This window comes from Arcobacter sp., from assembly GCF_050300555.1.
Taxonomy (GTDB): Bacteria; Campylobacterota; Campylobacteria; order Campylobacterales; family Arcobacteraceae; genus Arcobacter.
The window spans coordinates 77098-101654 of record NZ_JBNKXY010000004.1; the positions used below are offsets into that span (position 1 = coordinate 77098).

Genomic DNA, 24557 nt, shown 5'->3' on the forward strand with positions numbered 1-24557 from the left:
TTTATAATATAGTTTTGATTATAATTTCGTCATCAATTGAAGGAAAAATTTGAAAAACTTAACAAACTATTTTTTAGAAAAAAAAGATATTATTTTTAAAGATTTAAATGAAGTTTTGCCAAAAGAGCTAAATAGTAGAAAAAAAATAGGAATATTTTCTGGAACATCTGTAAATAAAGAGTATGTGGCTGTATTTATTTATGATGCAAAAAGTAGATTTATTAGAAAAAATGTTGATGATTTAGAAGAGATGTTTAAAGCCTTAGTCGAGTATAAAGGGCATAACTTTAAGAAAAAATTTTTGCTTATAAGTTCACCTCTTTGTTCAAAGGCTAAAAAATCGCTTGAAGAAAACAAATGGAGTGTAGATATTGATTTTATTAAACATTGATATATTTATTTGGACTTACTGCAAAAATTTTTTTAAAGTTTCTATTTAAGTGACTTTGATCATAAAATCCAAATTCTTGTGCTAACAAAGATAAATCTTTATTTTCTGATAAAATAATTGAATCTTTGAAAAATTCTATTTTTTTATTGATTATGTAATTATTTGGAGTCATTCCAAACTCTTTTTTAAATCTTCTAATAAAATATGACTTATCGTAACTAAAATATTTAGATAAATTTTGAGTAGTTAATTTATAATTTAAATTATCATTTATATATTGATTAACTTGATTTTTAAACTCATTATTTGTATTTAGTTTTAGTTCTTCTGTTTTATATTGAATGTATATATTTGAAAGATATTCTATAAGCAAATTTTCACAATTATAACTATCTTTAAATATCATTTTACAAATATTTAAAAACTTTAAATTATCATTTGTATTGATTTGTATATTTGAATCAATTGGAATTAAATCTGTTGGATTATTAAATATCTTTTGTTGTAAGTTGTAGCACCAATTTTTGTCTAAAAATATAATAAAATAATCGTGACTATCTATATTGATTGTCTTATGAATTTCTCCAGGATTAAAAATAATTAGATTTTTATTGTTAATTATTTTTTTATTCTTTTCGTATTCAACACAAATAGTCCCTTCTTCAATTATCCCTAAACACAATTTAGAATGAGAATGAAATTTATAGTCAGAATAAGCTGTTTTTAAACGTTTTATTTCACCAAATTTACTGTCATTTTTTGTATATAAATGTTTTAATTCCATATTTTACTTTTATACTGATTTGCGATTCTTATTATCTGATTTTTTAATCAAAAAGTCAATATGGAAGATGAATAGAAGGTATTGTTTGCTGTATATTTACAAAAGAAGTCAATATTGTACAAGTGCTATCGTAAAAAAAAATATACTATTCCAAAGTTAGTATTAAATATAAACAAAATTATATAAAATGGAATAGAAATGAAAACCACTATAAAAAAAGCTATTAATTCAAGTTGGATTATTGTTAAACTTGTTATTCCTTTTAGTATTGCAAGTGATATTTTACAGTATTTAGGAGTGATTGAGTATATATCAATTATATTTGAACCTTTTACTAATAGTTTAAATTTGCCTTCAGGAGTGGCTCTTAGTTTTGCAAGTGCAATATTTTTTAATCTTTATGCTGGAATTGCTGTTGCTTCAACTCTTGATCTAAATGGTTACGAGTGGACAATTGTAGGAACTTTTATGGCTATTTGTCACTCTTTACCTTTAGAAACAGCTGTATTGAAAAAAGTAGGAATGAAGCTTACAATTCACTGGATAAGTAGAGTAACATTAGGTTATATTGGTGCTATAATCGCAATGTATATGAGTCCTTTGAATACTAATATAATAGAAAAAACTAAAGAAATAAATATAAGTGTTAACAATAATTTTTTTGAATACTTTCTTACTTCAATATATAATTCTAGTTTATTGGCTTTAAAAGTAATATTTTTAGTAGTAAGTTTAATTATTTTATTTGAATTAATAAAAAAATTAACTTTTTTTAATTCATTATTAAATAAATATACTTTTTTATCAAGTTTAATTATCGGAGGATTATTAGGAATAACTTATGGAGCAGGAATTTTGTTACAAGAAATTAAACAAATACAATTAAAAGCAAAAACATTACTTTTGGTATTTCTTATGCTTGCACATGGACTTGTAGAAGAAACACTTATATTTGCTTTTGTGGGAGCAGATGTATTAAGTATATTTTTAATAAGAGTATCTATTGCCTTATTTGTTGTTTTTTTAGTAACAATTATAATCAATAAAAAAATGGCACGTTAAAAAACTTATTTGTACTATCATCATTTTATAGATATAATCTTACTTAAAAAATCAAGAGGAGTGTAGATATTGATTTTATGTGATATTGGAAATAGTACTTTTCATTTTTTAATTAAGGGAAAAGATAAAAAATATTTTTTAGATGAAAAACTGCCAAAATTTGATGATGAAATATATTTTGTATCTGTAAATAAAAGTGCATCAAAAAAGTTAAAAAAATCAAATCCAAACTCCAAAAATATAAAAAGTCTTATGAAGTTTGATACAAAATATGAGGGATTGGGAATAGATAGAGCTCTTGCTTGTTATTTTGAAAGTGATGCTGTAATAGTGGATGCGGGTAGTGCAATTACTGTTGATATTATGGAAAAGGGTAAACATCTTGGAGGTTTTATATTGCCAGGATTTAGAGCATTTATGAAAACTTATCCAAAAATTTCAAAAAAACTTATCTTTGATTTTGAAAAAAATATAAATTTAGATAAAATACCGCTTCAAACAAAAGATGCTATTACATACGCTATGATGAAATCTATTATTTTACCAATCAAAGAAGTAAGCAAAAACAGAAAAATCATTTTTACAGGTGGCGATGGAAAGCTATTTAGTAAATATTTTGAAAATAGTACATACAAAAAAGATTTGATATTTGATAACATGAAAAGGATTATTGATGCTAACAATTGCATTGCCTAAGGGAAGAATTGCGGAAGAGACTTTAGACAAATTTGAAAAAGCTTTTGGTGAAAAGTTTATATTTGAAAAAAGAAAATTGATTTTAGAAAAAAGTGGATTTAAATTTTTAAATGTAAGAAACCAAGATGTACCAACTTATGTAATGCACGGAGCAGCTGATTTAGGAGTGGTTGGACTTGATGTGTTAGAAGAAAAAGAGTATGACTTAATTAAACTTCTTGATTTACAACTAGGAAAGTGTAAAGTTGCTTTTGGTCTAAGACGTGGCGAAGAGTTGGATTTTACAAAAAGTAAAATCACAGTTGCTACAAAACATGAAAAAATAGCAAAAAGATATTTTGAAGAAAAAGCAATGGCAGTTGAAATTATCAAACTATATGGTTCTATTGAATTAGCTCCTTTAGTTAATCTAAGTGATTGTATTGTAGATATTGTAGAAACAGGTGAAACTATGAAACAAAATGGTTTAGAAGTAGGTCCAACAATTATGGAAAGTAGTGCACATCTAATAGCTAACAAAAATTCATATTATGCAAAAAAAGATAAAATCTTAGAATTAAGAGAAAGAATCAAAGCAGTTTTATAATGGGTTTAAATTTATATGCAAAAATAGAACAGTATTTAGATTTTGAAGATGAGGTAAGCAGACTTCATGGAGCTTTTTTATCAATTGTTTTAGAAAAAAAACTTGATAATATCTTAGATGTAGGATGTGGGCAAGGCTCTTTCTTAAATCAACTTAGTACTTTAAATCTAAACTCTTTTGGAATAGATTTAAGTAGTGAACAAATAAAAATCTGCAAACAAAATGGTATAAAAAACGTAGATTCAATTCCCTTAAATCAAGTAAAAGAAAAATATGATTGTACAACTGCAATATTTGATGTTATAAATTATATTCCAAAAAAAGAGATAAAAATATTTTTTGATGAGATGAATCTTGTTTTAAATCAAGGCGGATATTTTATTTTTGATGTAAACTCGCTTTTTGGATTTGAAGATGTTGCACAAGGAACTTTAAGTATAGATTTAGAAGATAAGTTTATAGTTATAGATGCTATCTTTGAAGAAGAAAAATTAATTACAGATATTACACTTTTCTCTCAAGATAAAAACAAACTTTTCAAAAAAGAGAATGATTGTATTATTCAACATTATTATGAAACAAGTGAGTTAAAAAAATTACTTAAAGAGTCTGGTTTTGAAGTGGAAAAAGTTATTGATTTTAATCTACATGATTCAGATGAAAATGATAAGGAAATATATATCTGTAAAAAATCTTAAAAGGATTTTTTATGAACTACCCAGAATTTTTTGACAAAATTCCAACTATACAATTAAAAGATAATCTTGCAAACTTTTTAGGTGCCTTTGACGATGGTGAGATTATTTTCTCATATAAAGATATCGTAAAAAGTGCAGGGCACTCTTGTCCTACTGTTTTAGGTGCATATCTTATGACTTATAAAGCATTACAGGAATTATATCCAAGTGAAACACCAATTCGCGGTGAAATAAAAATAGAGTTTTCAACAAAACAAAGTGATGGTGTTACAGGAGTTATTTCAAATGTTATGTCAAACTTAACTGGTGCTACTTTTGACACTGGATTTAAAGGTATTGCTGGAAATTTTGATAGAAGATATTTGATGTTTTTCGAGAGAAATATAATTTCAAATGCTAGATTTACAAGAGTTGATACAAATAATAGTGTAGATATTTTTTATGATATAAGTGCAATTGTTATGAGTGAAGAACTTCAGTTTTTGATGCAAAAATCTCTTTCAAAAAAAGCTGACACAGAAGAGATAAAAGAGTTTGGAAAACTTTGGCAAAAAAGAGTTGAAGAGATATTTTGTAAAATTGATGAGGTAATAAGTGTAGTTAAGCTTTAACTACACTTTTAATTTTAAAGACCAACTATATTTCTGATTTTTTCCATTTTTACTTGGGCTATTTTTCTAGCTTTTTGTGCTCCATGTGCAAGTATTTCATTTACTTCTTTTGGATTATTTAATAGCTCTTCTCTTCTTGCAGCATATGGTGCAAAATGTTCGTTGATTTTATCTAATAGGGTCATTTTAAAGTGACCATATCCTTCACCAGGTCTTGCATATCTTTGTTGTAACTCATTTAGTTGATCTTCATTCATAAATAGTTCACAAAGTTTATAGATATTACAAGTCGTATAATCTTTTGGTTCATGTAACTCTTTTGAATCAGTTACTATTCCCATAACTTGTTTTTTGATTGTTTTAGCACTTCCAAACATATCAATTGTATTTCCATATGATTTTGACATTTTTGCTCCATCAGTACCTGGAACGGTTGCAACTACTTCGTCAACTTTTGCTTCTGGCAATACTAAAATGTCAGTTTTATAGTGATTATTAAAGCTATTTGCAATATCTCTTGTCATTTCCACATGTTGGATTTGGTCTTTTCCTACAGGCACAATATTTGAATCAAATAGTAAAATATCAGCTGCCATAAGAACTGGATATGAAAATAGTCCATGATTTGCTTGTATTCCACGTGCTGTTTTATCTTTATATGAGTGTGCACGTTCAAGTAATCCCATTGAAGTATGATTTGATAATATCCAGTATAGTTCTAGTACCTCTTTTACATGGTGTTGTACCCAAAATGTTGATTTCTCTGGATCCATTCCAAGTGCTAAAAAGTTTACAGCTGCTTCAAAAATATTTTTTTCTAATAGTTCTTTTTCTTTTACAGTTGTTAAAGCGTGATATGAAGCAATAAAGGCAAATAATTCACCATCATTTTGTCCTTCAACCATTTTTTTAATCATTCCAAAGTAGTTACCGATGTGAATAGTACCAGAGGGTTGTATTCCTGAAAGTATTCTCAAATTATATTCCTTCTAAAAAATTTCTGCATTATATCTAATAGTTAATTTGTGTTAGATTTAGTCTATTTTTTATTTTGTTTTGAATTAGTTCTAAGTGAACCATTAAATTATAATATTCACCCATAAATGATAGGGGAACTTTTGTCTCTTCTTGTATTTCTATATTTAGTTTATCAAGTTCTTCCATAAACTTTTTTAATTCATCAAGCTTTGCCGTATTTATTTGTTTGTCTATGCTATTTATAGTTTTGTACCATCTAAATATTTTAGAGCGCATACTCCATTGATAAAGTGGAAATACACCTTTAAATAATGGAAACATTAAAGTTAAAAGAGGAATAAGCAATAATTTTAGTCTATCAATATTTGAAGCAATCCAATATGGAAAAATTGATTCAAGCCATGTATCTCCATGTGTAAAATACTGTTTTGCCTCTTTATTGATTTTAAGAGTTGTATTTAGTAAATTTGGAAATTGGTTTTCTTGGGCAAATAGTGATTCTTTTGAGTGTACAAGTTTTACTTGTTTTAAAAAGATTCTAATTAACTCTTCAGGAACGTTTGGATTTGAAAGTAAATTTGCACTTGTTGAAAGTAGGTTGATATTTTCATCTGGAATATTCTTATATAAATCAAGTGTTCCTTCATGTAACGTTAAAGCTTCCAAAAAATTATATTTTTGACCATATGCTTTTGCTCTTTTTATACTTAGTACATTTATATCTGGATTTTCTAATAACTCTTTTACTGTAGGTGAATCATGGGATGTGACCATAAACATAGCATCAATTTCTCCATCCAATAACATCTGTTTTGATTTGTTGGTATTTAGTGTAAGTATTTCGCTATTTTCGTTTGTTATTCCATTGTCATTTAAAAGTTTTGTGGATAAATTTTTAGTGCCACTTCCTTCTTCACCGATAGAAATTTTTTTAGAAATGAGCTGAATTAGATAATCTATTTTATATTTATCATTTTTGTAAAATATCCATAATGGTTCATAATATATATTTGCAAGAAATTCAATGTCTGTTTCACTAGAATCTAATATACCATTTTGTACAAAGGCAATATCAGCTTTTTTTTCTTTGAGTAGTTTAATATTTTCTACTGAACCTGCAGTATTTAGTAAAGTAACTTCTATTTTATTTGATTCAAGAAGTTTTTTATACTCTAAGGCTGTTTTATAATAATTACCATTTTCTGAACCAGTTGCAATGGTCAATTTTTTTTCTGGAGCTGGTTGAATAAACTCAGATGTTACAGCAAACATAAATATAATTAACAATAAAAGTGGAATTGATATTTTTAAAAAACTGTATTTCATAAATCATCCTTATATTAAATAACTTTATAAAAAATGTAATTAGAAAATGATAAAAAATTAGATTTGTAGATAACTTTCGTTATAATTCGCGAAATATTACGAAAAAAGTAGAAAAATGATTGATATTAAACTATTACAAAAAGATTTTGATGAAGTTGCTACAGCCTTAAATAAAAAGGGTGTAAGCCAAGAAATTTTAGATAATTTAAAAACTCTTTCAGAAAATGCAAAAGCAAAAAGACAAGAGATGGAAAATGTTACTGCTGAGCAAAATTTATTATCAAAAGAGTTTGGTAGATATAAAAAAGAGGGTCTTGATATTGCTTCTTTACAAGAAAATATCAATAAACTTAAAAATGAAAAGCAAGTATTAGAAGAAAAAGTAAGAGTATTGGAAGAGGAATTATCTTCAGTTATTTTAGGTGTTCCAAATATGCCAGATAGTGATGTGCCAGATGGTGCAGATGAAAATGAAAATGTAGTTTTAGAAACTATAGGAGAAAAACCTGAGTTTACTTTTGAGCCAAAAGAGCATTGGGAATTAGGTGAAAACAATGGAACACTTGATTTTACAAGAGGTGTAAAACTTGCAAAATCAAGATTTACAGCAATGAGAGGTGAATCAGCTAGATTAGAGCGAGCACTTATTAATTATATGCTTGATTTTAATAGAAAAAGAGGATTTGAAGAGTGGTATGTACCTTTTATGGCAAATACAAATACCCTTCAAGGAACTGGGCAATTACCAAAGTTTGGTGATGATTTATTTAAAATAGAGGGTGAAGATTTATATTTGATTCCAACTGCAGAAGTTGCTTTAACAAATCTTTATAATGATGAGATTATACCAGTAGAAGAGTTACCTTATCTTATGACTTCATATACTCCATGTTTTAGAAAAGAAGCTGGAAGTGCAGGAAGAGATACAAGAGGTTTGATTAGACAACATCAGTTTGATAAGGTTGAGATGGTTGCTATTACTACACAAGAGCAAAGTGAAGAAGTATTTGAAAAAATGGTTGCTTGTGCAAGTGATTTATTAACTTCTCTTGGACTTGCTCATCAAAAAGTTATGCTTTGTACTGGTGATTTAGGATTTAGTGCTACAAGAACTATTGACCTTGAAGTTTGGTTACCAGGACAAGGAAAATTTAGAGAGATTTCTTCTATTTCAAATACTAGAGATTTCCAAGCTAGACGTGCAAAAATAAGATATAAAGATGGTAAGAAAAATATTTTAGCTCACACATTAAATGGTTCATCTTTAGCTGTTGGGAGAACACTTGTAGCTATAATGGAAAATTATCAAAACGAGGATGGTACAATCACTGTACCTAGCGTTCTTGAACGCTATATGTAATGGAACATTATACATCTGAAGTTTCTATGAAAACGAAGACGGTAGCATTTCTATACCGAAGGTACTTGAAAAGTATATGTAAAAGTAGAAATTTATTTCTACTTTTAAAAAGAAACTGGAGTTATAACAGATAAATAAGAGGCTTGTTCTTCTGTTCTATTTTCTATTTTGTGTGGTATTTCTGGATTAAACCGAATACAGTCACCTTCATTTAAGATATACTCTTTTTCATATAGTGTAATCGTAATTTCACCTTTTAATACATAATCACACTCTTCTCCACCTTTTGTATGTGGAATGATATCTGTTGTAACCCTTTGTGCTTCAAGATTAACTAACACAAACTCTACATCCCCTTGTAAATCAGGAACTAAAAGCTCACAATTATATAAAGGATCTGGAAATGATATTTTTTTTCTTTGGTCTTTTCTAACTATCAATTTAGATTCATCTGTTAATATTTCAGTTGTGATATTTTCATTTGTAAATAAATGGGCAATAGTTGTATTTAAAACTTTTGCAATTTTTCTTAGTGTTTCAACTGAACCTTGTGTTGAACCACTTTCAAGAAGAGACAGCATACCATATGATATACCAGCTTCCTTTGCAAGTACTTTTGCATTCATCTTTTTTTCTTTTCTTAGGTTTTTAATTTTCTTACCTACATTGAATTCTTCTACCATAAATATCACACCCCTTTCTTCAAATATTTTAATATAATATAAAAATTTAAAATAATTAAACTATAAATTATTTTAAATTTAATATTGATTTTTTATAGAGAAATATTTTTATAGTAAATTTGACTGATTAGTTTTGTAACATAAAACTTACATAAATTATTTTTTGATAACTTTTTTATAAAAATGAAATGAAATTAGAAAAATAAAAAGTCCTATAAGTATATTAAAAATAATATTAAAGTAATTTTTTTTATTGGTGCTTCTTTAAGTGTATTTTTGTAAAATTCTTTTTTTTAAAGGATATAAGTGTTTGATTATATAAATATATCAATATTAGCAATTTTTATTCCAACTTTCTTTTTTGTTTCAATTACTCCAGGGATGTGTATGACACTTGCTTTGAGTATGGGTATGAGTATAGGTCTGAAAAAAACTATTTATATGATGGCTGGAGAACTTTTAGGTGTGGCATTGGTTGCAACTTCTTCTGTGATTGGTGTTGCAGCAATTATGTTAAATCATCCTACAATTTTTATTGTTTTAAAATATGCTGGTGGGGCATATTTGATTTACTTAGGTATAGCAATGTGGCTATCAAGAGGAAAAATGGCTTTAAATTTAGAAGAGTGTAATTATAATATTTCTAAAAAAAGTTTAGCTATCCAAGGTTTTGTAACTGCAATTGCAAATCCAAAGGGATGGGCTTTTTTTATTGCATTGTTGCCACCATTTATTGATGAAAATTTAGAGTATGTACCTCAGTTAGCAGTTTTGATTTCTCTTATTCTTTTGTTAGAGTTTTCTTGTTTAATTATATATGCAACAGGGGGAACTACATTAAGAAAGCTGTTACAAAATTCATCAAATGTAAAATTATTAAATAAAATAGCTGGGTCTATGATGATAGGAATAGGAATTTGGTTAGCTTTAACCTAATTCCTAAAAAACTATTTTTTCCCTTTAAATTCACTTTCATTTACATTTTCTACAACTTTATTTGCAATATCATTTGTATCATTTGATATTTTGTTTGTTTCTTCTGCAACTTGTGCATTTTGTTGAGTAAATTTATCTAAGTTGTTTATTGTTTCACTAATACTAATCATAGCAATATTTTGCTCTTTTGCACCCCTTGCAACATCATCAATTATTGCATTTGTTTCATTAATTTTAGTTTCTAACTCTTCAAATCCAGCAATCATACTTGTACTAATCTCTTTACCTTCTAGTGCTTGATGAGTTGCTGTTTCTACTAATTGTTTTATTTCACGAGCTGCTTCGGCACTTCTTGAAGCTAGATTTCGCACCTCTTGGGCTACAACTGCAAAACCTTTTCCTGCTTCACCAGCAGTTGCAGCTTCAACTGCTGCATTTAGTGATAAAATATTTGTTTGAAATGCTATTTGGTCTATTAGGGCTATTGATTCATTGATTGTTTGAACTTTTTCATTGATTTGCTCCATAGATAAAACAGTTTTAGTTGCTAAATCTTTTCCATGAGTAGATGATTCTTTTGTTTGGTTTGAGATGTTAAACATACTTTGAGCTTTTTCACTTGTTTGATTAACATTAGCAGTAACTTCTGTAATAGATGCAGCTACTTCCTCTAATGATGCAGCTTGATTTGTGGCATTTTGAGTTAATACTTTTACATTATTTGATAATTTTGTTGAAGTATCTTTTAGTTTTAATCCATCTTCTTGATTACTTAGTAAGATTTCAGTGATAATATTATTCATAATTGCTATCTCATGACCTATCTTACCGTTTGATTTTTGGTTAAGAGTTTTTGTAAAATCTTTTTTTGAATATTGCTCTAGTACATAACTAAGTTCATTGATATCTTTACCTACGAAATTTTCTAGGTTATTAAGCATGTTATTAATTAACTCTTTTAATTCATTTAAAGAAGGAGTTGTACTATTTGCATTAATTCGTTTTTCTAAATAACCTTTACTTACTTCACTAACAACACTTTTTACATTGTTAATTAAAATATTATCTTCATTGATATGAACTTTAACTTCTTCTATATTTTCATTTACAATATTTGCCATTTTCCCAATTTCATCATTACTTGTTACAGCAATTTTTTCTGCACTATCTTTTGTTTTATTTAAATAAGCAAAAAAGTCAAGTAATCCTGTTTGAAATTTTTCTAAAGGTGTTGATATTACTTTATTTATTAAGATATAAATAATACCTAGTAAAATAAGTGTTAAAATTATTGTTGCAATAATAAATACTTTTGCCATTTGAGAAGATATTTCTAAAAATTCATCTTGATATGAACCTGCAATAATAATCCAATTCCATTTTTCATAACTAGAAAATGCAGCAACTTTTTCATTTACACTTCCATTTTCTTCAGAGTCATAATGAATTACACCATTTTTTCTTTTTATGATTTCTTGAATAAATGGATTTCCTTTTGCATCTTTTAGATTAAGAATATTCTTACCTTCAAGTGATTTATGAAGGATTAGGTTTCCTTTATTATCTATAATATAAATATATCCAGTTTCACCAATAACTACTTCACGTAGTTTCTTTTTAAGTGTTTCTAGGCCTTTTGTAAAATCAAATCCTACATACAATGCACCAATAATTTCATCATCTTTTACTATTGGAGAATAAACAGACATGTAGTTTTTACCAGCAATATTTTCTAAACCTACATATTTTTCTTTAGCTTCAATTTTTTTATAAATTTGTTCATTTGGGTCAATTTTATCTAATAAAATTCTTTCATCATTTTCATTTTTTAAAGATGAAGTAATTCTTATATATTCATCCCCATCCTTTACATAAACTCCCGATACTGCACCTGTTAATTCTTGGAAGTGATCAACTGGTTCAAAATTTTTGTTTAATCTTGAAAAACCATTATATAATCCTAAAGTTTCTACCCCATTTATATTAACGGTAGCTGTACCTTTTTTTCTTAAATTTAAAAAAGATTTTTCAAAAATATTCATTAAATTTAATGAATTTACTTCTAATGAATCATTGTAAATTTCTGCTGTATTGTAGTAGTTCTTTACTTCAATAGTAAGATTTGATTCTAGTTCTTTGATTAAGTTTGTATTGATGTTTTTAATCATAAATGTAGTAAAAACTGTCATTAAAATTAAAATTGTAATTCCAATCAATATTGAGAATTTTTTATTTATCGAATTGTCAAGCATTTTAAATCCTTTACTCTTATTAACACTCTACATAGTGAACTGCAAGTCCACCTTGTGAAGTCTCTTTATATTTCTTTTTCATATCTTTTCCTGTATCGTACATAGTTTTAATTACTGAATCAAGCGAAACATAATGTTTCCCATCTGAATTTAGTGCCATTCTTGCGGCATTTACAGCTTTTATTGCTCCCATGGCATTTCTTTCAATACAAGGTATTTGAACTAAACCTGCAATAGGGTCACAAGTAAGCCCAAGGTTATGTTCCATTCCAATTTCTGCAGCATTTTCAATTTGTTCAATTGTTGCTCCAAGGTATTGTGCAAGACCTGCTGCAGCCATTGAACATGCAACTCCAACTTCTCCTTGACAACCAACATCAGCTCCCGAGATAGAGGCATTTTTTTGATACAAAAGGCCAATTGCCCCAGCAGTTAATAAAAAGTTTATCGCAACATCATTTTCGTTTTCATTTTCTTTTAGTAAAAATTTAATGATGTAGTGCATAACAGCAGGTATTACTCCAGCTGCCCCATTAGTAGGCGCAGTTACAACTCTTTTTGTGCTTGCATTTTCTTCATTTACTGCAATAGCAAAAAGGTTTACCCAATCCATGGAAACTAAAGGGTCATTGTCTGGTTTATTTTTTAATTTTGTATAAAGATTAAAAGCTCTTTTGGGTACATTTAATCCACCTGGTAGGTTACCATCAGCTTTTAAACCATTTTGAACACACTCTTTCATTACTTGCCATATTTGAAGTAAGTCATTTTCTATAGATTCTTTTGGCTTAAATATTTTTTCATTTTCTAAAATTAGTTCGCCAATTGTCATAGAATTTTTTTTACATAGTTGTAAAAGTTCTTTTGCACTTGAGAAGGCAAAAGGTAAGTTATTAGTTTCTTTTATTTCATTATTTATTTCATCTTCACTTATTATTTCTCCACCACCAATAGAATAATATGTTTTATTAAATAGTTCATTTAAACCATCATATATAGTAAGTTTAATTGCATTTGGGTGAAAAGGAAGAGTTTTATTTTTATATAATATTAAATCATTTTTAAGAGAAAATTTAATTATTTTTTCATTTAGTAAATTAATAGTAGAATTTTTTTTTACTTCATCTATGATTTGATCAATATGGTCTAAGTCAACGTTTTTAGGAATGTTACCTAATAGTCCCAAAATAACTGCCACATCACTTTGGTGTCCTACACCAGTGGAGCCAAGTGAACCAAATAGTTCTACTTTTATTCTCGTAAGATTATTTAAAAAATTTTTTTCTTTTATTGTTTCGCAAAATTTTTTTGCAATTAACATTGGACCTACAGTGTGAGAACTTGATGGTCCTATACCTATTTTAAACAGATTAAAAATAGTCATTTTTATAATCCTAAGATTGAAAATTTACTTATATGTTTTACGCTTTTACTATCAATGCACCACCAGCTGTAATCATTACACTACCAGCTGCAATATTCATTTTTCTTTTTGCTCTTTTGCTTTTAAATAGATTTCTTGCTCCACTTGCACTATAGGCATAAGAGAGCAATACAGAAGCAATCACAAGAATAGTAACCAATGCTATAATAACAATATCAAGTGTGTTTAAAGTATGTAAATTTACAAATGTTGGCAAAAATCCTAAATAAAATAGGATAACTTTTGGATTACTAAGTGTTATTAAAAGTCCTGTCATAAAATTCTTTTTCCATGACAGTTCTTGCACACCTTGTACATTATTTTGTTTTTCTTTTGAAGTTAAGATTTTATAACCTAAAAAAAGAAGATACACTCCACCTAAATATTTTACAAGAATAAAAAAATCACCCATTAAAGATGCAATTGCACTTAGTCCAAAGATTGCTGATAATAAAAAAATCAAATCACCAAGTATTATTCCAATTACTACAAAAGCTGCATTTAAGAAGCCTGAAGCTAAAGCTCTAGAAATTGTAGCAAACACTCCAGGACCTGGAGTAATTGCTAACAAAAACATTGCACCAGCAAATGCAAATATATTTAATAAGGTCATTTTTTATCCTTATATTATTAATGGTCTAATATTTGCTCTAAGAATAATTTTAATCTATCAGATTGAGGGTTATCAAAGAACTCTAAAGGAGTATTTTCTTCTACAATTTGCCCTGCATCCATAAAAATTACTCTATCAGCAACTTTTTTTGCAAATCCCATTTCGTGTGTAACACAAACCATTGTAATCCCATCTTCAGCTAGTTCAGTCATAACATCAAGTACTTCCCCAATCATTTCTGGGTCTAGTGCTGCTGTTGGTTCATCGAAAAGCATAATTTCAGGGTTTGAACATAAACATCTAGCAATAGCAACACGTTGTTGTTGACCACCTGATAATTGATTTGGATATTTATCAGCTTGGTCAGCAATTTTTACTCTTCCTAAGTAATGCATTGCAGTCTCTATTGCCTCTTTTCTTGGTTTTTTACCAACCCAAGTTGGAGCTAAAATAAGGTTTTCTAATATCGAAAGATGAGGGAAAAGATTAAAGTGTTGGAATACCATTCCAACATGAGTTCTAATTTCTCTAATTCTTTTTACATCTTCAGTAAGTTCTAATCCACTAACAATAATTTGACCTTCTTGAAATGGTTCAAGTCTATTCATACATCTAATTGTAGTAGATTTACCTGAACCAGATGGTCCACATATTACAACTCTTTCACCTTTTTTAACTTTTAAGTTAACATCTTTTAGTACGTGAAAATCTCCATACCATTTGTTAACATTGATCATTTCTATCATATTTTCTAATTCGCTCATAATTTTTTCCTATACTATTTATGGTTTGTATTAAATCGATCTTCGATTGATTTTGCATATTTAGACATACTAAAACAAATTGCCCAGTAAATCATAGTTACGAAAACATAACCTTCAGTTTCAAATCCTAACCAATTTGTATCACTATTTGTTAATGTAACCATTGCTAATATATCAAATAATCCAATAATCAAGATCAGTGTCGTATCTTTAAATAAGGCAATAAATGATCCAACAATATTTGGAATAGATATTTTCAATGCTTGCGGAAGGATAATTAATCCCATTGATTGCCAGTAAGATAGACCCATCGCATCAGATGCTTCATATTGACCTTTTGGAATAGCTTGTAATCCACCTCTAATAACCTCTGCAATATATGCAGCTTGGAAAAGTGTAATTCCAATTAAAGCTCGAAGTAATTTATTAAAATCCATTCCCTCTGGGAAGAATAAAGGTAAAATTACTGAAGACATGAATAGCAATGTAATTAAAGGAACACCCCTAATAAACTCGATATACATTACACTGATTGTTTTAATAATTGGCATTTTTGATTGACGACCTAAAGCAAATAAAATTCCAATAGGAAAAGATGCAATAATACCAACAGATGCCACTATAATTGTAAGAAGTAATCCACCCCATTTTTCAGTTTCAACATGCTCTAATCCAAGACCACCAGATATAAGTATAAAGGCAATAACTGGAAAAGTCGCGATAATAAATATCTTCATCTTTAATGTATCAATATATTTAAAAGCAAAAACATATACAGTAAATATAAATAATACTAAATTTGGTCTCCAGTAAAATTCTTCAGGATAAAAACCATAAATAAATTGGTTGAATTTTTCAATAATAAAAATCCATCTTGCACCATGATTAGTAATCTCTTCTTTTGTTCCAGTCCATGTTGCATCAAAAATCATCCAATTTAATAGTGGAGGTAAAACTAAATATAAAAAATATAAAGATATCAATGTCAAAATTGAACTAAGAGGTGATGGGAAAAGATTTTCTCTTATCCAGTGTATTGGTCCTTTAGTACTTAAAGGAGCTGGTTTTGCTGCTATTTTTTCATAAATTGCCATATTATCTCTCCTTTATTTGCATTTTTGAATTGATATAATTCATTATTATTGAAATTGTAATACTTAATGTAAGATATACTGCCATAGTCATTAAAATAATCTCAACAGCTTGTCCCACTTGGTTTAGTGATGTACCTGAGAAAATTGTTACTAACTCTGGATAACCAATTGCTGTTGCAAGAGATGAGTTTTTAACTAAATTTAGATATTGATTAATAACTGGTGGAATAATTACTCTTAGTGCTTGAGGAAGAACTACTTTTTTCAAAATAATATAATCTTTTAAACCTAAAGCATGAGCTGCTTCTTTTTGTCCCTTTGGTACAGCTTCTATTCCAGCTCTTACAGCTTCCGCAATATATGTTGCTGTATAGATACTAAGAGCAAAAGCTAAGGCAAGAAGTTCAGGAATAAGTGTCCAACCACCTTTATAATTAAATCCTTTAAGTTCTGCAAATTCTAAAGTTGCAGGTGAACCACTTAAAAAATAAACTATAACAGGAGAAGCGATTAAAATTCCTATAGAAACCCAAATTGTTGGAAATTCTTCTCCTGTCTCATCATGTCGTTTATTCGACCATTTCACTAAAAATATTACGGCAATAATTGCTAAAATAAAAGCAATAATTACAGCTATAAATCCACTTTCTAAAATAGGTTTTGGAATATAAAGACCTCTATTGTTAAAGAAAATAGAGTTTAAAAATGACATACTTTGTTTTGGATTAGGAAGTGAAGCTAATACAACATTATACCAAAATAGAATTTGTAATAATATGGGAATATTTCTAAAAGTTTCAACATATACCATTGATAATTTTGCAATCATATAATTTTTAGAAAGTCTTCCAATACCTATAAGAAGTCCAATAATTGTCGCAAAAAATATACCAATAGCCGAAACTAAAATAGTATTTAAAAGTCCTACAATGAAAACTTTACCATGTGTATCTGATTCATCATATGGAATTAAAGATTGTAAAATCCCAAATCCAGCTTCTGAATCTAAAAAACCGAATCCTGTATTAATTCCACGTTTTTCAATATTTATAAACATATTATTAATAACATAATATGATATAAAAAATATAAGTACAAGTGCTAGTACTTGATAGATTATAGCTCTATTTTCTGGGTTATTATAAAAAGCAACTTGAGGTTGAGCTCGTTTTTGTTTGTTCATTTGTTTACCTTGTCATTAAAAAAGGGGAAAGTAACTTTCCCCTTTCTATTAAATAAATTGAGTATAAAAATACTTATTATCTAATAGGAGCTCCATATTGAAGTCCACCTTGATTCCAAAGTTTATTTAAACCTCTATCAATTTTAAGTGGAGAATCTTTACCAACATTTCTTTCAAATGATTCACCATAGTTACCTACTTGTTTGATAATATTATAAGCCCATTTTGGATCTAGACCTAACATACTACCACCTTCTCCATTTGTACCTAAAAATCTTTGAATATCAGGATTTTCAGTATTTAACATGCTGTCAACATTTGCAGAAGTTAAACCAAATTCTTCACCATTTAACATAGCTATATGAGACCATTTAACGATATTAAACCATTTGTCATCACCTTGTCTTACAACTGGTCCTAATGGTTCTTTAGAGATAACTTCTGGAAGTACTTTTACAGAGTTAGGATCTTTAACTTTTAAAACTAAACCATAAAGTTGAGAAGCATCAGAAGTTACAACGTCACATCTTCCTGATTTAAATCCTTCAATTGTTTGTCCAGATGTATCATAAGTAATTGGTTTATAAGCCATTTTGTTTGCTTTAAAATAATCAGTTAAATTTAATTCAGTAGTTGTTCCAGCTTGAATACAAACAGTTGCACCATCTAATTCTTTTGCTGAATTTACACCAATACTTTTATTTACAAGGAAACCTTGACCATCATAATAGTTAACACCAGCGAAATTTAATCCTAAAGACGCATCTCTTGTAAGAGTCCAAGTAGTTGATCTAAATAATACATCAATCTCACCACTTTGAAGTGCTGTAAATCTTTCTTTTGCTGTTAGAGGAACATATTTAACTTTTGAAGCATCACCAAATACTGCCGCTGCAACTGCTTTACAACCATCAACATCTAGTCCTTTCCATTGCCCACTTGAATCAGTAGCAGAAAATCCTGCAATACCTGTAGATACACCACAAGTTAAAACACCTTTTCCTTTTACAGTATCCAATGTATCAGCAGATGATACAGTAGATGCTAAAGCCATTGCTGCAACACTTAAAGATAAAGTCTTAAGTAGTTTCATTTCTAAATCCTTTTTGTTAATTTTTAAATTTCAAAGAAAAGTTTAAGACAAAAGGATAGCATTAGAGTAGCATAAGCTGTATATTTTTTAACCAATTTTGTATTTTTATGAGAAAATTGAATAATTATGACATAAATTGACTTTTTACACACTTTTTACACACTTTTTTTAAAAAATATTCAGATTTTTTTAAATATAGGAAAAAAAGTAACAAATATTTTTCTATTTTTAATATTTATTTATGCTTATTTTAATTAAGAGTATTTTTATCTTATTACTTTTTGCAATGTTTGGTTATAATATGTAATCATTAACTAATATTTTGGAGTTTAGATGGATTTTCATACATTTATAAGAGCAGTTGGAACAGGACCTAAATCAAATAGAGAATTAACCCAAGAAGAGATGAAAGATTGTATAAGACAAATTCTTAATCAAGAAGTTTCAAGTGAAATTATAGTTGCATTTTTATTAGGTTGGAGAGTAAGACTAGAAACAAATGCAGAGTTAAAAGCGACGTTAGATGTTTGTAATGAATTTATAACAAAAGTAAATATTCCAAACTCAATAGAGTTAGGATTTCCTTATGATGGAAAAACAGATGGAACTTATTTATTCCCTCTTGTTGCAAAGTATTTAAAAAAGTTTGATTTAAATATTATTGTAAGTGGTGATTTAATTCAGCCTGCAAAAAATGGGATTACAATAAAAGATATTGCTACAAATATAAAGCTTGATGATAATATTCATTATTTTGATAGGGCAGAGTTTTTACCAAAACTAAGTGCAATTACAGATTTAAGAAGAATATTAAAGTTAAGAAGTGCTTTTAATACAGTTGAAAAACTTCTTAATCCTGCAAATTCAAGATTTGCTTTGACATCAGCTTATCATAAACCTTATGTTGAAAAGTATAGTGAAATTTTTGCTTCAAATTATGAAAAATTTGTTGTAGTAAAAGCAAGTGAGGGAAGACCTGAAATTTTTGATAAATCAAAAGCTTGGGTAAAAACACAAACTGGTCTTGAAGAGTTTACTATAGATCCAAAGGATTATGGAATCAATTACAATAAGAGTTTTGATAAGATAACTTTAGAAGAAGCAATAGCTGAAATTAGTAATCCATGTTCGCAGTTAGAAAAACTTGCAAAACTAAATGCTGCTTTATATCTATTTTGTGCTAATAAGGCTAGTGATATAAATAGTGCATATGAGATGTTAGATTAATGAACTTTTTTCCTATATCTTTTAATTTAGAAAAGAAAAAAATTTTAGTTATTGGGGCAGGAAAGATTGCTAAATCTAAAATCAAAAAGTTGTTAGATTTTACAAAAGATATAGTTGTTCTTTCAAATGAAGTTGATGATGAAATAAAAAAGTTTGATGTAACTATTTTAGAAAAAGATTATGAAAAAATAGACATAGAAGGTTTTGATATTGTAATAGCTTGTATTAATGATATAGATTTACAAAAAGAGATTTATCAGCATACAAGAGAAAAAAATATCTTATATTCATGTGTAGATGTTTTAGAGTTGTGTGACTTTACTTTTTCTTCTATTTTAAAAAAAGATGATTTAGTAGTAGCTATTTCTACTTCTGGTGCTTCTCCTTCTTTTTCAAAGGAGTTAAAAAATTATTTAGAAAACATTATTCCAAATAGTGTAGGAAATTTTTTAAAAGAGATGAGACTATTAAGAAGTAGTCTGCCTAAGGGTAAAAGTAGAATGGAAATTTTAAAAAACAAAAGTAAAGAGTTTATCTCTTCTTGGAAGTAAATTAATCAAACCATCTTAATTGTTCACGTAAATTTACAACTTTCCCAACTATTATAATTGCAGGTGCTTCTAAACCTTTTGATTTTTCTACTATATTTTCCAACGTTCCAGTTACTACTTTTTGTTCTTTGGTTGTACCTTTTGAAACTACTGCACAAGGGTAGTTTTTATCTTTTCCAAGAGTTATAAGTTTTGAACTAATCAACTCAATATTATGTAAACCCATTAAAAAAACTATTGTTTCATCATTTAAAAATGTTTGCCACTCTATTTGAGAAATTTTTTTATTTGGAGTTTCATGTCCAGTTACAACTCTAAAAGAAGTAGTAATGCCTCTATGAGTTACTGGAATTCCAGCATATGAAGCAACTGCAACTGATGAGCTAACCCCTGGAATTATTTCAAATTTTACATCTCTTTCATATAAATATATGGCTTCTTCTCCCCCTCGTCCAAAAACAAAAGGATCTCCACCTTTTAGTCTAACTACATTTTCATATTTTAAAGATGCTTGGTATAAAATCTCGTTTATTTCATCTTGGGGAACAGTATGTCTTTTATTTTCTTTTCCAACATACTTTAAAATCACATTTTCTTTTGCGTATTCTAATATCTCTTTATTTACTAATCTATCATAAATTATAATATCTGCTTTTTTTATTGTATTAATTGCTTTTAATGTTAATAATTCAGGATCACCAGGTCCTGCACCTGTTAAATATACTTTACCCACACCATACCTTAATTTATTCACTAAATATTTTCTATTCTATTTGTTTAAGCAATTTTATAATAAGCTAACGCAATTTAATATTAAGTGTCAATTTTAGGGCACTTGAAGGTGACATGATGTTAAAAGATGGACATGGTAGAATAGTAGATTATTTACGGGTATCTGTAACTGAAAGATGTAATTTTAGATGTCAGTATTGTATGCCAGAAAAACCATTTTCTTGGGTACCAAAAGAGGAACTTTTGTCATATGAAGATTTATTTAAATTTATTAAAGTATGTATTGATAGTGGTGTAAAAAAAGTTAGAATTACTGGTGGTGAACCACTACTTAGAGAAGGTTTAGATAATTTTATAAAAATGATAGCAGATTATAAAGATGATATCGATTTAGCCCTTACTACAAATGGATATCTACTTCCAAAAACTGCTCAAAAACTTGCTGATGCTGGATTAAAAAGATTAAATATATCTTTGGATAGTTTAAAACCAGAAGTTGCAGAAAAAGTAGCACAAAAAGATGTATTATCTACAGTTTTAAAAGGTATTGAAGCTGCCGATAAAGCAGGACTTAAAATCAAAATTAATTGCGTACCAATTCAAGGTGTAAATGATAGTGAACTTTGTGATTTAGTAGAATTTTGTAAGTCAAGAGGTTATCCCATCCGTTTTATAGAATTTATGGAAAATAATCATGCAAAAGATGGGGCAAAAGGATATAACTCTATACAAATACAAAATATTTTAAAAGCTAAATATAGTTTTAAAAAACTTGAAAGAAGTGGTACCTCTCCTTCACAAGATTATCTTATGGATGATGGATATATTTTTGGAATAATTGAGCCTCACAAGGACGATTTTTGTGCTACATGTAATCGTATAAGACTAACTGCAAGTGGTGTATTAATACCTTGTTTATATTTTGAAGATTCTCAAAGTATAAAAGAAGCAATTCAAAATAATGATATAGAAAAAGCAGCTTTAATTTTAAAAGATGTTCTACAAAATAAACCAGAAAAAAACAAATGGTCGGAAAAATCGGAGATTTCGGCGCGAGCATTTTATGAAACAGGTGGTTGATTTTAAAAATCATTGATTATTCAATTCTTCAATTTAAATAAAAAAGTAAATAATAAATAATATTATTTATTATTTATTTGGTTTTTCTCTTCTTTTTATCATAAAAATATATTATCATTTAAAATAACTAAATTGATAAGGAGTTATTATGATAATAGAATCCTCTGATGTGAAAATAAGTTCACAAACAAAAAGCTCTTTTGAGATAATCTCTCAATCCAAAGTTGATTTTAGAAATGAAGTATTAGGTTTTATGAAAGTAAGTGATGAAACTGAAAAGTTAGAATCTGATGGTTATAAAGAAGTTTCAAAACCTGACGATGTTGAAGCAACTGGTAAAACTACTGTTGAAGAAAAAGATTACTATTCAGAAGTTGGGAGAATGATACTAGAAATGATACTTCAAAGTTTTTTTGGTGGTAATAAAGATATTAAAATGTTAGATTTAAAAGACTTAAAATGTAAAGAAGATAATAGAACATTTAATCCAGAAAAAATGCTTGTAAGAAATAGTATTTCCATAGAAAGAAGTTATGAATATAGAAAAAGTGATTCAATTTCATTCTCTTCCCAAGCAACAATTAAAACTGCAAATAAAGATTTTAATATAGATTTAGAACTTTCATATACAAAAGAGTTTTATGAAAAACATACTGAAAAACTAGCTTTTTCAGAGACTCATTTTTTAGACCCTTTGGTTATTCAATATGATTGTGATGCAAGTGCTTTTGATAGTCTTAGTGAATCTATGTGCTTTAACTTTGATATTAATAGTAATGGAGAAGAAAAAGAATTACCACTTTTAAAAGATGGAAATGGTTTTTTAGTTTTAGATAAAAATAAAAATGGAACTATTGATGATGGAAGTGAACTTTTTGGACCTTCAAGTAATGATGGATTTGCTGAATTAAGTGAATATGATAGTGATGGAAATAATTGGATTGATGAAAATGATTCTGTATTTAATGATTTACGAATTTGGACAAAAAATGAAAGTGGAGATGAACGCTTAATAGCACTTGGGCAAAGTGGAATAGGTGCACTATATTTAGGAGATGTGGGAGCTGATATGGCATATAACAAATCGGCAAATGAAAGCATAGCACACTTAAAATCAAACTCTATATTTGTGAGAGAAGATGGAACAGCTGGTATAATTTCTTCTATGGATTTTAGAGCATAAAAAGAGCTTTTGCTCTTTTTATATCTCTTCAATATAGTATCTATTATTTGATGAGTTAATTTTTAATTTTACATCAAAAGTTTCTGAGATATTTTCAGAAGTTAAAATCTCTTCTTTTTTTCCCTTTTTTAAAATAGTTTGATTTTTAATTAATGCCACATGACTAATCTCTTCAAATATCTCTTCTATATGATGTGTTACAAGAATTATAGATGCTTTTTGACTAAGTTTTCGTAATAGTTTTATAAAATTTAATTGAGCTTTTATATCAAGTCCTACTGTTGGCTCATCTAAGATAAAAGCCTTAGGTTCATGTATTAATGCCCGACCAATAATACATTTTCTTAGTTGTCCTGTACTCATTTTTGCAACAATTTTATCTTTTAAATCACTTATTTCCAAGTATTCTAAAATTTCATTTGCTTTATGATGTTGTTCATTTGTAAAATCTTGATGTTTAAAAACACCAATAGAACTATAAAAGCCACTAAGGACTACTTCATATCCAGTTAAAAAATTACCTTGATCATAAAAGTAGTTATGTAAATCATTTGTAATAATTCCCATAGCTTTTCTTAGTTCAAAAAGAGAATATCTATCTTTGCCTAAAATAAGCTTTTTATGAGGATAGTTTTGTCTTGGATGAATTTGAGAAGAGATTAGTTTTATAAGTGTTGATTTACCACTTCCATTTGCACCTAAAATTGCCCAATGTTCACCATCATTAATTTTTAAATTAATCTCTTTTAAGATTAATTTGTCATCATAACTTGCATGAATGTTTTCAAAATCTATAATATTCATATAAAAACCTTTATAAAACTTCTTATTTTATCGAAAAAATAGTTACTGTTAAACAAATTTTAATTAAAAGTTAATTATAATTCGCTTCCATTTTGAAAGAAGTGAGATAAATATACCTATTAGGAGGTCTTCTATGGCTTTAGATCAGGAAGTAAAAAATAGTATTATTGAAAAATACAGAAGAGATGAAAAAGATACAGGTTCTTGTGAAGTTCAAATTGCAATTTTAACTGAGCAAATTAAAGTTTTAACTGAACACTTAAAAATCAACAAAAAAGATCACTCATCAAGATTAGGTCTTTTAAAAATGGTTGGTAAAAGAAAAAGATTATTAAAATACTTAAGAAGCAAAGATTATGCTAAATTTGTTGAATTAGTTGCAGATTTAGGAATTAGAGCTAAATAATTTTATTTTAGTTTTTTTAAAAGGGTTGTAACTTTTTAAGT

General features: G+C 27.8%; 26 protein-coding genes. 13 read left to right on the plus strand and 13 right to left on the minus strand.

Going from position 1 to position 24557, the window contains the following annotated elements:
• The first annotated feature begins 49 nt into the window (after window positions 1–49).
• Complete coding sequence (locus ACQY5W_RS04190; protein WP_428023693.1) at window positions 50–391, plus strand: hypothetical protein; 342 nt, start codon at window positions 50–52, stop codon at window positions 389–391.
• Here the strand turns inward: ACQY5W_RS04190 and ACQY5W_RS04195 are convergent.
• The gene (locus tag ACQY5W_RS04195; RefSeq protein WP_428023694.1) at window positions 381–1175 is read right to left on the minus strand and encodes a helix-turn-helix domain-containing protein; all 795 of its coding nucleotides are present in this window, start codon (window positions 1173–1175) and stop codon (window positions 381–383) included. The two genes, ACQY5W_RS04190 and ACQY5W_RS04195, sit on opposite strands and share 11 nt — an antisense overlap.
• 198 nt (window positions 1176–1373) lie before the next feature.
• Here ACQY5W_RS04195 and ACQY5W_RS04200 point away from each other — a divergent pair, with 198 nt between their 5' ends.
• From ACQY5W_RS04200 to ACQY5W_RS04220, 5 genes are all read left to right on the plus strand, one after another.
• Window positions 1374–2237: a hypothetical protein gene (locus tag ACQY5W_RS04200; RefSeq protein ID WP_428023695.1), complete on the plus strand. Its 864-nt coding sequence runs from the start codon at window positions 1374–1376 to the stop codon at window positions 2235–2237.
• A gap of 69 nt (window positions 2238–2306) precedes the next feature.
• Window positions 2307–2933: a type III pantothenate kinase gene (locus ACQY5W_RS04205; protein WP_428023696.1), complete on the plus strand. Its 627-nt coding sequence runs from the start codon at window positions 2307–2309 to the stop codon at window positions 2931–2933.
• Window positions 2911–3519: an ATP phosphoribosyltransferase gene (hisG, locus tag ACQY5W_RS04210; RefSeq protein ID WP_428023697.1), complete on the plus strand. Its 609-nt coding sequence runs from the start codon at window positions 2911–2913 to the stop codon at window positions 3517–3519. The genes ACQY5W_RS04205 and hisG overlap by 23 nt, the downstream gene beginning before the upstream one ends.
• Entirely contained in the window at window positions 3519–4217 is a 699-nt protein-coding gene (locus ACQY5W_RS04215) for a class I SAM-dependent methyltransferase (protein WP_428023698.1), read from the plus strand. The genes hisG and ACQY5W_RS04215 overlap by 1 nt, the downstream gene beginning before the upstream one ends.
• An 11-nt stretch (window positions 4218–4228) precedes the next feature.
• Window positions 4229–4828, plus strand: a complete 600-nt coding sequence (locus ACQY5W_RS04220; protein WP_428023699.1) for a hypothetical protein — start codon at window positions 4229–4231, stop codon at window positions 4826–4828.
• A 14-nt stretch (window positions 4829–4842) separates the two neighbouring features.
• On the opposite strand, the gene trpS is transcribed toward ACQY5W_RS04220, so the two are convergent.
• Both trpS and ACQY5W_RS04230 read right to left on the minus strand, forming a co-directional pair.
• Window positions 4843–5805, minus strand: a complete 963-nt coding sequence (trpS, locus tag ACQY5W_RS04225) for a tryptophan--tRNA ligase (RefSeq protein WP_428023700.1) — start codon at window positions 5803–5805, stop codon at window positions 4843–4845.
• Window positions 5806–5839: 34 nt separating this feature from the next.
• Window positions 5840–7132 (minus strand): TAXI family TRAP transporter solute-binding subunit, encoded by a 1293-nt coding sequence (locus ACQY5W_RS04230; protein WP_428023701.1) that lies wholly within the window; start codon window positions 7130–7132, stop codon window positions 5840–5842.
• A gap of 115 nt (window positions 7133–7247) precedes the next feature.
• Between ACQY5W_RS04230 and serS the strand changes: the two genes are divergently transcribed.
• Complete coding sequence (serS, locus tag ACQY5W_RS04235; RefSeq protein ID WP_428023702.1) at window positions 7248–8492, plus strand: serine--tRNA ligase; 1245 nt, start codon at window positions 7248–7250, stop codon at window positions 8490–8492.
• Window positions 8493–8596: 104 nt separating this feature from the next.
• On the opposite strand, the gene ACQY5W_RS04240 is transcribed toward serS, so the two are convergent.
• Window positions 8597–9175, minus strand: coding sequence for a helix-turn-helix domain-containing protein (locus ACQY5W_RS04240; protein ID WP_428023703.1), 579 nt, complete (start codon window positions 9173–9175; stop codon window positions 8597–8599).
• A 306-nt stretch (window positions 9176–9481) separates the two neighbouring features.
• On the opposite strand from ACQY5W_RS04240, the gene ACQY5W_RS04245 reads away from it, so the two are divergent.
• The gene (locus ACQY5W_RS04245; protein ID WP_428023704.1) at window positions 9482–10111 is read left to right on the plus strand and encodes a LysE family translocator; all 630 of its coding nucleotides are present in this window, start codon (window positions 9482–9484) and stop codon (window positions 10109–10111) included.
• Window positions 10112–10122: 11 nt separating this feature from the next.
• Here ACQY5W_RS04245 and ACQY5W_RS04250 read toward each other — a convergent pair whose 3' ends face one another.
• From ACQY5W_RS04250 to ACQY5W_RS04280, 7 genes are all read right to left on the minus strand, one after another.
• The gene (locus tag ACQY5W_RS04250; protein ID WP_428023705.1) at window positions 10123–12363 is read right to left on the minus strand and encodes a methyl-accepting chemotaxis protein; all 2241 of its coding nucleotides are present in this window, start codon (window positions 12361–12363) and stop codon (window positions 10123–10125) included.
• A 19-nt stretch (window positions 12364–12382) separates the two neighbouring features.
• A complete protein-coding gene (locus ACQY5W_RS04255) occupies window positions 12383–13747 on the minus strand; it encodes an L-serine ammonia-lyase (protein WP_428023706.1) in 1365 nt (454 codons plus the stop codon).
• 37 nt (window positions 13748–13784) lie between these two features.
• The gene (locus tag ACQY5W_RS04260; protein WP_428023707.1) at window positions 13785–14399 is read right to left on the minus strand and encodes a LysE family translocator; all 615 of its coding nucleotides are present in this window, start codon (window positions 14397–14399) and stop codon (window positions 13785–13787) included.
• Window positions 14400–14416: 17 nt separating this feature from the next.
• Complete coding sequence (locus ACQY5W_RS04265) at window positions 14417–15163, minus strand: amino acid ABC transporter ATP-binding protein (protein WP_428023708.1); 747 nt, start codon at window positions 15161–15163, stop codon at window positions 14417–14419.
• A 14-nt stretch (window positions 15164–15177) separates the two neighbouring features.
• Entirely contained in the window at window positions 15178–16257 is a 1080-nt protein-coding gene (locus ACQY5W_RS04270; protein ID WP_428023709.1) for an amino acid ABC transporter permease, read from the minus strand.
• A gap of 1 nt (window position 16258) precedes the next feature.
• Window positions 16259–17440, minus strand: a complete 1182-nt coding sequence (locus ACQY5W_RS04275) for an amino acid ABC transporter permease (protein ID WP_428023710.1) — start codon at window positions 17438–17440, stop codon at window positions 16259–16261.
• A 76-nt stretch (window positions 17441–17516) separates the two neighbouring features.
• The gene (locus ACQY5W_RS04280; protein WP_428023711.1) at window positions 17517–18533 is read right to left on the minus strand and encodes an amino acid ABC transporter substrate-binding protein; all 1017 of its coding nucleotides are present in this window, start codon (window positions 18531–18533) and stop codon (window positions 17517–17519) included.
• A 333-nt stretch (window positions 18534–18866) separates the two neighbouring features.
• On the opposite strand from ACQY5W_RS04280, the gene ACQY5W_RS04285 reads away from it, so the two are divergent.
• Together ACQY5W_RS04285 and ACQY5W_RS04290 are read left to right on the plus strand one after the other, a co-directional pair.
• The gene (locus ACQY5W_RS04285; RefSeq protein WP_428023712.1) at window positions 18867–19760 is read left to right on the plus strand and encodes a glycosyl transferase; all 894 of its coding nucleotides are present in this window, start codon (window positions 18867–18869) and stop codon (window positions 19758–19760) included.
• Complete coding sequence (locus ACQY5W_RS04290) at window positions 19760–20311, plus strand: precorrin-2 dehydrogenase/sirohydrochlorin ferrochelatase family protein (protein ID WP_428023713.1); 552 nt, start codon at window positions 19760–19762, stop codon at window positions 20309–20311. Before ACQY5W_RS04285 ends, ACQY5W_RS04290 begins: the two co-directional genes overlap by 1 nt.
• Before the next feature lies 1 nt (window position 20312).
• On the opposite strand, the gene cobA is transcribed toward ACQY5W_RS04290, so the two are convergent.
• Window positions 20313–21044 (minus strand): uroporphyrinogen-III C-methyltransferase, encoded by a 732-nt coding sequence (cobA, locus tag ACQY5W_RS04295; protein WP_428023714.1) that lies wholly within the window; start codon window positions 21042–21044, stop codon window positions 20313–20315.
• A gap of 116 nt (window positions 21045–21160) precedes the next feature.
• Between cobA and moaA the strand changes: the two genes are divergently transcribed.
• Both moaA and ACQY5W_RS04305 read left to right on the plus strand, forming a co-directional pair.
• Window positions 21161–22123: a GTP 3',8-cyclase MoaA gene (gene moaA, locus ACQY5W_RS04300; RefSeq protein WP_428023715.1), complete on the plus strand. Its 963-nt coding sequence runs from the start codon at window positions 21161–21163 to the stop codon at window positions 22121–22123.
• Window positions 22124–22271: 148 nt separating this feature from the next.
• Window positions 22272–23306: a hypothetical protein gene (locus tag ACQY5W_RS04305; protein ID WP_428023716.1), complete on the plus strand. Its 1035-nt coding sequence runs from the start codon at window positions 22272–22274 to the stop codon at window positions 23304–23306.
• Between the two features lie 18 nt (window positions 23307–23324).
• Here ACQY5W_RS04305 and ACQY5W_RS04310 read toward each other — a convergent pair whose 3' ends face one another.
• The gene (locus ACQY5W_RS04310) at window positions 23325–24110 is read right to left on the minus strand and encodes an ABC transporter ATP-binding protein (protein WP_428023717.1); all 786 of its coding nucleotides are present in this window, start codon (window positions 24108–24110) and stop codon (window positions 23325–23327) included.
• A gap of 133 nt (window positions 24111–24243) precedes the next feature.
• Here ACQY5W_RS04310 and rpsO point away from each other — a divergent pair, with 133 nt between their 5' ends.
• A complete protein-coding gene (gene rpsO, locus ACQY5W_RS04315; protein ID WP_428023718.1) occupies window positions 24244–24516 on the plus strand; it encodes a 30S ribosomal protein S15 in 273 nt (90 codons plus the stop codon).
• The last annotated feature ends 41 nt before the right edge of the window (window positions 24517–24557 follow it).